This window comes from Cyanobacteriota bacterium (assembly GCA_025054735.1).
Classification (GTDB): domain Bacteria; phylum Cyanobacteriota; class Cyanobacteriia; order SKYG9; family SKYG9; genus SKYG9.
The window spans coordinates 1-8427 of the sequence record JANWZG010000151.1 but is presented as its reverse complement, the minus strand read 5'-3'; the positions used below and the strand labels follow the sequence as shown (position 1 = coordinate 8427).

The 8427-nt window shown below is 50.5% G+C and carries 8 protein-coding genes and 1 pseudogene; 7 read left to right on the top strand and 2 right to left on the bottom strand.

What is annotated here, in order from left to right; genetic code table 11:
• The 5 genes and pseudogenes from NZ772_08990 to bchD all read left to right on the top strand — a co-directional run.
• Positions 1-252 (top strand): hypothetical protein (locus tag NZ772_08990; protein ID MCS6813687.1); only part of this gene is annotated, 252 nt, incomplete at its 5' end.
• An 11-nt stretch (positions 253-263) separates the two neighbouring features.
• Positions 264-923 (top strand): pentapeptide repeat-containing protein, encoded by a 660-nt coding sequence (locus NZ772_08985; GenBank protein ID MCS6813686.1) that lies wholly within the window; start codon positions 264-266, stop codon positions 921-923.
• A gap of 69 nt (positions 924-992) precedes the next feature.
• The gene (locus tag NZ772_08980) at positions 993-1265 is read left to right on the top strand and encodes a hypothetical protein (GenBank protein MCS6813685.1); all 273 of its coding nucleotides are present in this window, start codon (positions 993-995) and stop codon (positions 1263-1265) included.
• 254 nt (positions 1266-1519) lie between these two features.
• Positions 1520-1828, top strand: a pseudogene (locus NZ772_08975) (Hpt domain-containing protein).
• Positions 1829-2439: 611 nt separating this feature from the next.
• Positions 2440-4437 (top strand): magnesium chelatase ATPase subunit D, encoded by a 1998-nt coding sequence (gene bchD, locus NZ772_08970; protein ID MCS6813684.1) that lies wholly within the window; start codon positions 2440-2442, stop codon positions 4435-4437.
• 13 nt (positions 4438-4450) lie between these two features.
• Here bchD and NZ772_08965 read toward each other — a convergent pair whose 3' ends face one another.
• A complete protein-coding gene (locus NZ772_08965) occupies positions 4451-5413 on the bottom strand; it encodes a glycosyltransferase family 9 protein (GenBank protein MCS6813683.1) in 963 nt (320 codons plus the stop codon).
• Positions 5414-5579: 166 nt separating this feature from the next.
• On the opposite strand from NZ772_08965, the gene NZ772_08960 reads away from it, so the two are divergent.
• Together NZ772_08960 and glpX are read left to right on the top strand one after the other, a co-directional pair.
• Positions 5580-5717, top strand: coding sequence for a hypothetical protein (locus tag NZ772_08960; GenBank protein MCS6813682.1), 138 nt, complete (start codon positions 5580-5582; stop codon positions 5715-5717).
• A 137-nt stretch (positions 5718-5854) separates the two neighbouring features.
• On the top strand, positions 5855-6895 hold the full coding sequence (gene glpX, locus NZ772_08955; protein ID MCS6813681.1) for a class II fructose-bisphosphatase: 1041 nt from the start codon (positions 5855-5857) through the stop codon (positions 6893-6895).
• Between the two features lie 377 nt (positions 6896-7272).
• Here glpX and NZ772_08950 read toward each other — a convergent pair whose 3' ends face one another.
• Entirely contained in the window at positions 7273-8241 is a 969-nt protein-coding gene (locus NZ772_08950; GenBank protein ID MCS6813680.1) for a peptidoglycan recognition protein family protein, read from the bottom strand.
• Positions 8242-8427 lie beyond the last annotated feature (186 nt).

Genomic DNA, 8427 nt, shown 5'->3' with positions numbered 1-8427 from the left:
CGGGGACAATTGCTGTTGGCAGGGCAAACCCTTTATGTGCTGGAGGTAGAGCCTGCAGCCTATGCAGCACTAGCGGCTAACGAGGCAGAAAAAGCTGCCCGCATTAACATTTTAGATGTGCAGGCGTTTGGCAGCTTTGGGCGCATGTATCTAGGTGGAACAGAGCAGGACATCATGGCGAGCTATCGATCGTCGATCGCAGCCATAGAAGCCGTCACAGGGCGTGAGAATCCTGCTGGACGTAAGGAGTGATGTGGTGACCTATGGCACATCCCGACCAATTTGTCGCTATCCGCAACGGCTATTGGCACCAGTGGCGGCTCCAGCATCCTGAGCAGCCGATCGACCTCAGTGTTGCTGACCTCACCCACCTAGACTTGCGCAACATCAACCTTCGTGATGCTAATTTGATTGGGGCCGACCTGCGGGGCAGTAACCTCACTGGCGCTGATCTCAGCCACGCTAACCTGATTGGGGTAGAACTCCGGGGCGTTTGTTTGCGAGGAGCTGACTTCAGCCATGCTAACCTAACTCGCGCCGACCTCAGCTACGTGGATGGCACTGACGCTACTTTTAACCATGCCACCTTGGAACAGGCCAATTTACACCAGGCAGAATTGGTAGGTGCCTATCTCTATGCCGCCAATTTACGGGGAGCACGGCTGTTGTCTACCCACCTAACAGGAGCCTATTTAGCAGAGGCAGACCTAACAGAGGCTAGCTTGGACAATGCCGATTTGCGTTGGGCGGTATTGCAAAAAGCGATCGTCCACAACGCTACTCTGCAAAGAACCCAGATCCGAGGTGCAGTCCTGCGAGGGGCAACGTTTCATGGAGCAACATTACAGATGCTCGGCGTAGACAGTGGGCAGCTAGAGGGCGCTGATTTGCGCCAAGCTATAGTGCCAGATGAGCCAACCTAGAGCAATGGTTGTAATCATCTCCACCCAATCTCTAAGTCAGCAAGTTAGCATCATTGAGTTACGCATACGATGCTAATAGAGGCGTATTTTCAGGAGACTCGAACGCGCTTCCATGCCATCAGGGCAGCCACCTTTCGCAAAGAAGCTACACAGCGGGGGCTAGAACCAGATGAGTGCTATTGCCTAGGACAGAAAAAGAAATTTCTAGGCTTAGCGATCAAAGTTGTTCTCAGTGCTAGTCTCGTCCACAGGCTCGACATCTACCAGGGATCAGGTATGACTGAGGTTTGGCAGTGGAAACCAGAACAGTTCAGGATTTATCACCTGCGGGCAGAGGGATGAGCAAATTCCTGCCGGTGAGCTGTTGCTAGGATGCAACATCGAATTACGAGTACAGCATGTGCACCCTGAGGAGCAATTTGATGCTGTGATGGCATTTTGTGAATAACTGCGGCAGCGATTAACCACAACATGACAGTGTGACTACCAAACCACAGTGGCACTTGCCAATTGTAAATACGCATAAACCGCCTGTGCAACTCCCCCTAGAATGTGTGATGATGAATGACTGAGCTACACCTGTAGAGGGTTGAATCATGCTGCCGGAGCAACTGCGGCGAATCATTGACTACTTTATTGAAGAGGCGCAGGACTATCTTAGCCAGATTGAGCTAGGGCTACTGAATTTATCGGAAACACTAGGTGATCCAGAGACGCTGAACCGCCTATTTCGTGCTGCCCATTCCATTAAGGGTGGCGCTGCTATGTTAGGGCTAAACAACATTCGCAAAACAGCGCGCTGTTTAGAAGAGAGCTTTCGTTTGTTGCGTGTCTATCCAGTTGAGGTCGATCGCAAGCTGCAATCATTGATGCTGAGCGTGTTTGATATTCTGCGGAATCTAGTCACCCAGTTGCGCTACGTGAGCGATGTTGCCACAGCCATCAATGACGAAACCCTGCCAGAAATCGAGAAGGTATTTGATGAGCTAGAGCGACATTTGGGAATCTTGGTTAGCCAAATTGAGATGATGCCCGCCAGCCTCAGCGTAATTGCTACGACCGCTACAGAGCAGATTTATCTCACGGGATCCTGTTCTTTGCAGATCGTGGGGCAAATCGTGAACCAGTTCCGGGGCAACATCATTCGTCGGGTGTTTAACCCAGAAGGCGGACTCCGGCTAGAAATTGAGATTTTGCGTCTGTCTAGTCTGCAAGCACTGCGGAGCATGTTGCAGGTATCAGGTGGCATTGTCCATACCGTGCAAATTACTGACATTACGCCGATCGACTATGGCTTTCACTATTTGCAAGAACGCTTGAAGCCCTGTATGGGCTGCAAATATTACTATGGTCGGCGGGATGGGGGACACTTCTTAGTCTGTGCCATCCATCCCAACGGGCCAGAAAGTGATTCTTGTCGGGATTGGGAAAGTGAGGCTGCTAGCCTGTGATATTTGCGACATGTATCAGTGAACGGCTTGAGGGTTTACGGTTCTATGGGGTTGCTGGTTGAATCATGGTAAGTAATTCGCCATCTCTGCCCACAGTCGGGTTTCCATTACCTGCGATCGTTGGCCAAGAAGCAATTAAGTTCGCCCTGTTGTTGGTAGCAGTGGATCCAGGTCTAGGCGGCATCGTGATTGCTGGACGACGAGGCACTGCTAAGTCCGTGATGGCACGGGCACTTCATGCATTACTGCCGCCAATCGAAGTTCTGCGTGGCTCCTACTACAACGCCGATCCCAAGGATGCTGATCCCGACAGTGCTAGAACCGACACCACCATCATCCCTGCTCCCTTCATCCAAATTCCTTTAGGGGTGACGGAGGATCGGCTTGTAGGCTCTGTAGATGTCAGCCAATCAGTGAAAGCTGGAGAAACTATCTTTCAGCCTGGACTGCTAGCGGCAGCTCACCGAGGTGTGCTGTACGTTGACGAAATCAACCTGCTGGAGGATCAGATTGCCAATCTGTTGTTGACAGTGTTGACAGAAGGATGTAACCGCATCGAGCGGGAAGGCATCAGCATCGAACATCCCTGCCGTCCACTGCTGATCGCCACCTACAATCCTGATGAAGGGCCACTGCGTAATCATCTGCTAGATCGAATTGCCATTGCCTTGCCTGCGGATTTACCCCTAGAGTTGAAGGATCGGGTGCAGGCTGTAGAACGGGCGATCGCCTACAGCACGTCTCCCCAGGCTTTTCTTAGCCAATATCATCAAGACATCAACGACCTAAAAACCCAAATTGTCCTGGCGCGGGAATGGCTCAAGGATGTGCAGATTCAGCCAATACAGATTGATTACTTGGTGAACGAGGCTATTCGGGCGGGCGTTCAGGGACACCGCGCCGACCTATTTGCAGTGCGAGTCGCTAAGGCTTGTGCAGCATTGGATGGCCGCACAGTTGTGGATGCTGACGATTTGCAATGGGCAGTGAAGTTGGTGATTTTGCCTAGGGCGACGATCGTAGAGTTGCCTGCTGATGTCTCTCCACCGCCACCACCCCCCCCAGCACAGTCTGAACAATCTGAGCAAGAACCAGATGATTCTAATCCAGATACCCCCCCAGAGCAACCAGAAACATCCCAAATTCCAGAAGAGTTTATCTTTGATCCAGAGGGTGTAATTTTGGATCCAGACATTTTGCAATTTGCACAGATAGCTGCTAACCGCCAGGGTAAGTCAGGTACACGCAGCCTGATTTTCTCCGACGATCGCGGACGCTACATCAAGCCCATGCTGCCCAAAGGCAAGCCCAGACGCATTGCTGTAGATGCCACCTTGCGATCGGCAGCACCCTACCAACAGGCACGCCGGACACGACAGCAGGGCGCACTCTCTAGTAACTCAACCCCTCGCCGCGTTTTTATCGAGCAATCAGATCTTCGGGTCAAGCGCTTGGCTCGCAAAGCTGGATCCCTGGTGATTTTTGTGGTAGATGCTTCTGGCACCATGGCACTCAATCGCATGCAAGCTGCCAAGGGAGCTGTACTACGACTGCTCAACGAAGCCTACCAAAACCGCGACCAAGTAGCACTAATCTCCGTGCGTGGTTCCCAGGCTGAAGTGTTGTTGCCACCCACAAAGTCCATCACCGCAGCAAGTCGGCGTACAGAGCGGTTGCCCTGTGGCGGACGCACACCCCTTGCCCATGGTCTCACCCAGGCAGTGCGTGTGGGGATCAATGCTCGTCAGTCAGGAGATATTGGACAAGTGATTATTGTTGCCATCACCGATGGCAAGGGCAACGTGCCGCTGGCAGAATCCCTGGGGGAACCCCTGCCCACGGACGAAAAGCCCGACATCAAAGCCGAACTACTGGACATTGCAGCCAAGATTCGCGCCCAGGGGATGCAATTTCTAGTGATTGATACCCAGAACAAGTATGTATCCACAGGTTTTGCTAAAGAACTAACCCTCAAAGCTGGAGGTACCTACTACCACTTGCCCAGAGCTACAGATCAGGCGATCGCCTCCATGGCACAACAGGCCATTAACACCCTGCGCTAACAGTCATGCCTCCTTAGGACTGGCCCCATACCTTGGCTAGGATTGCCTCTGGGTCAATATCGGCTACATTCCCCGTAGGAGAAACAACAGCAGCAACCTTATCGCTCTGAGGTAATGACTTAGCTGGACTCGTAGGGCCAAACAAACCCAGCACATAGGTCTGGACAGCAACCGCTAGATGCATGGGAGCGCTATCTGTGCACAGCATGAGATTGGCACCAGCAATCATGGCAGCTAGTTGTCCGATATTGTCAGGGGCTGTTGTCTTCAGTGTGGGGAACTTGTCTACCATGGCACTAACAAACTCAGCATCGTCAGGGCCTTGGATGAGAACGATCGGCAAGGTAGGCTGCTTTGCCTGAAAATCACTGATAACCCGTTGCCATCCTTCAACGGTGTAGGTGCGGATAATCCCTTTCTCCTTGGCTACACGGCTAGACCCACCATGGATAATCACATACCCGGTAGCAGGTAATTCTAAGCGCTTTTGCTCTTGCTCTGCCCAGTCTAGGTCAGTTTTGGGGATAGAAATAGCTAAGGGAGGGCACGGTGTAGTAATTCCCAAGCCCTGCAACAGATCGTGATACATGCAGGCAGCGTATTGGTCAGGATTCAGCGGCACAGGATTGGTTAAAAACATGGCACCACGACTGGCATACCCTATCCGGATGGGCGTGCCCGTCATCCATAGCAACACGGCTACACCCCAACTCTTCCCTAAGGACATGGCTATGTCGTACTGACGATCGCGCAACATTCCCAACAAATTGCCCCAATCTGCAAGACTATTGCGGTCTCTGAAGTTAAAGGGGATCACTGTGCTGACAGTATTGCAAACCCGATAGGCCCCTTGCGATCGGGGTTCAACGACAACATCAATCTGAGCATTGGGATAGGTTTGTTTCAACGTCGCCAACGTAGGAAAAAATAGAACTTGGTCGCCAATTCCACCCGGAACAAGGGCTAATATGCGCATAACTCCGTTACCACTAATCACCGTAGGTTGTATGTAGGTTGCCAAGCAGCCAAGGACATCCAGCTAATAGAGTAGCTGAGATTCTTAACAAAATGTCAACTATTTCACCCAAGCTGCTGTGATAGCCGTAACAATATCAACATAATTTCCACCAGACCTTGAAGCCATGCTAGAACACTTCAACTATCTGCCCTTAGATAACTGGTGGATGCGCTACCCCGAAACCACTACAGTTATTCTCGTGGCCTTATCCTTGTGGTTTGTCGTTGGTGTTATTCAGGCCATTTGGTCGCAACGCAAGTAGCGATCGTTGTCAAGCCAGCATGTGTGGGAAAAAGACAGCCCCAAAATAAACCCAAAATAAGTGTCCCCCTTTCCTGATAGACTTTTTCCTAACGGAACGCCGCAACGAGAGCATTCACCAGTTGGGAGGAAAATTGCGTGGAAAGTACGCTTGGTTTGGAAATTGTTGAAGTTGTCGAGAAAGCTGCAATTGCGTCATCTCGACTCATGGGTAAAGGCGACAAAAACGAAGCTGATCGGGTTGCCGTAGAGGCCATGCGAGAGCGCATGAACCAAATCCACATGCGCGGTAGAATTGTGATTGGCGAGGGCGAGCGAGACGAGGCCCCCATGCTCTACATTGGTGAAGAAGTGGGAATTTGCACCCGCCCCGATGCCAAGGACTATTGCAATCCTGAAGAACTGATTGAAATTGATATTGCTGTGGATCCTTGCGAAGGAACCAACCTCTGTGCCTACGGGCAACCGGGTGCAATGGCCGTGCTGGCAATTTCTGAAAAAGGTGGCTTATTTAACGCACCTGACTTTTACATGAAGAAGCTAGCAGCTCCCCAAGCAGCCAAGGGTAAGGTAGATATTCGTAAATCGGCAACGGAAAACCTGAAAATCCTCGCTGAGTGCTTAGATCGTGCCATAGATGAATTAGTCGTAGTGGTGATGAAGCGCGATCGCCACAATGAGTTAATCGATGAAATTCGGCAAACTGGAGCTAGGGTTCGTCTAATTACCGATGGGGACGTTTCAGAGGCAATTTCCTGTGCATTTGCAGGGACAAATACCCACGCCTTGATGGGTATTGGGGCAGCCCCTGAAGGGGTGATTTCAGCCGCTGCTATGCGCTGTTTGGGTGGCCATTTCCAAGGTCAGTTAGTCTATGATCCTGCGATCGTGATGACCAAAGAATGGGCCAATAAAACCAAGGAAGAGAACCTAGCTCGCCTTGCCGAGATGAACATCACGGATCCCGACAGAGTGTACGAGGCAGAGGATTTAGCCTCTGGTCAAACGGTACTCTTTGCAGCCTGTGGCATCACCAATGGCACCTTGGTGCAAGGGGTACGGTTCTTCCACGGTGGTGCCCGCACCCAGAGCTTGGTCATTTCTAACCAGTCCAAAACGGCTCGATTCGTTGATACCATTCACATGTTCGAGCCTGTGCAAACCATTCAGCTACGTTAGTACCCATTCTCCAAAAGCTAGCCGCATAACTCATTAGTTCGTAGTAAGGACTTAAGTCCTTACTACAAGCTACGTTAGTACCCATTCTCCGAAAGCTAGCCACATAACCCATTAGTTCGTAATAAGGACTTAAGTCCTTACTACAAGCTACGTTAGTACCCATTCTCCAAAAGCTAGCCGCATAACCCATTAGTTCGTAATAAGGACTTAAGTCCTTACTACAAGCTACGTTAGTACCCATTCTCCGAAAGCTAGCCACATAACCCATTAGTTCGTAATAAGGACTTAAGTCCTTACTACAAGCTATCTTCACTACAAGCTATCTGTAGTTGCGGTGTGGAGAAGTAGTACAATTCCTCACTGCAAACGTCTTACTACTACCTGGGACTGAGATTAAGCTGATCAGGGTTCAGAGGTGGCAGTGGCACTGTAGTATCCAAGGAGGGAGGATACAAGTCAGCTGGGTTTTGCGCATTCGGCATCGAACAGCTTAAGCCCAACAAATCTTCCCTAGGATAAGCATCTAGTAGGCGCTTGAACTTACGCCAATCAAAACTGCGGGGATCAAGGCGAGAGTTAGACCGATCGACTTCTCGATGGGTTGTCAGCCGCTCATTAGGAACACCTGTGCGGGCAACTAACCATGCTAACGAGCGATACTGAGCATCAGTGTAGCCTTGATGACGACGACCACTGTGGATGCCGCTAGGTGGGGTTTCTAGGGAAATGTGGTAGGCAAAATTGTTGACCGATGCTGGATAACGAGGATTTGTCTGCACAGCTTCCCCTTGAAAGCTAGAGTTGCCTGCACCATAAGCACGCTTGTCTGGTGAAACAATATAGACGATCGTGCCGTCTAAGCCAATTAGGGTATGGTAGCTAACCTGATCGTCATCTCTGGGATGCGGAGTCTGAAATAAACTAATAGCACCGTAAAGTGATCCCACCGTTTCGTGGAGAACAACTAACGGCTCGTTGTAAACCGCTTTGCCTTTGACATCTACTGCCTTGCGATCGCCAAAATTGGTCTGATGAGCAAAGGTAACGATTTGGCGCGGTTGATAGGCTGGGAGGTTGTTGTAAGGCTGGCTAAAGCTAGCCACCAACTGCTCTGGAATATCACTAGCACAAGGCGCTGTCATAAGGGGGCGCACAATCGTGGTCTGTGTGGCTTGGGCAACTAGCTGCTCTGGTGAAATATCTGGTTGAGAAGTTTGAGCCATACTAGCAGGAAACCACAGAAGCAAAATGGTTAGGGCTAAGGCAGCCGCCGCCACAGCTCCTACTAGCCATCGCTGCTTTGTCCTGAGTAAACCAACACTATTCAGTATCCTAGGACTCAGCACACTGAGTCTACTAAGTAAGAGGGTACTAAGTAAGTATGTAGGTAATTGTGTACAAAAATATGTACAAATTCGTACTCTAATTTTAGACAACGCCACGAACCACATCACTCACCACCACTAAGCCAGCATTAGCAATTGATAGGTTAATCTAGGCCCACTGAAGCAAAATAACGAATAAATTCTACC

Excerpts from the sequence above, each read along its gene's own strand:
- NZ772_08960 (MCS6813682.1), top strand. The coding sequence starts at position 5,580 with ATGCTAGAACACTTCAACTATCTGCCCTTAGATAACTGGTGGATGCGC.
- NZ772_08985 (MCS6813686.1), top strand. The coding sequence starts at position 264 with ATGGCACATCCCGACCAATTTGTCGCTATCCGCAACGGCTATTGGCAC.
- NZ772_08965 (MCS6813683.1), bottom strand. The coding sequence starts at position 5,413 with ATGCGCATATTAGCCCTTGTTCCGGGTGGAATTGGCGACCAAGTTCTA.
- NZ772_08980 (MCS6813685.1), top strand. The coding sequence starts at position 993 with ATGCTAATAGAGGCGTATTTTCAGGAGACTCGAACGCGCTTCCATGCC.
- bchD (MCS6813684.1), top strand. The coding sequence starts at position 2,440 with ATGGTAAGTAATTCGCCATCTCTGCCCACAGTCGGGTTTCCATTACCT.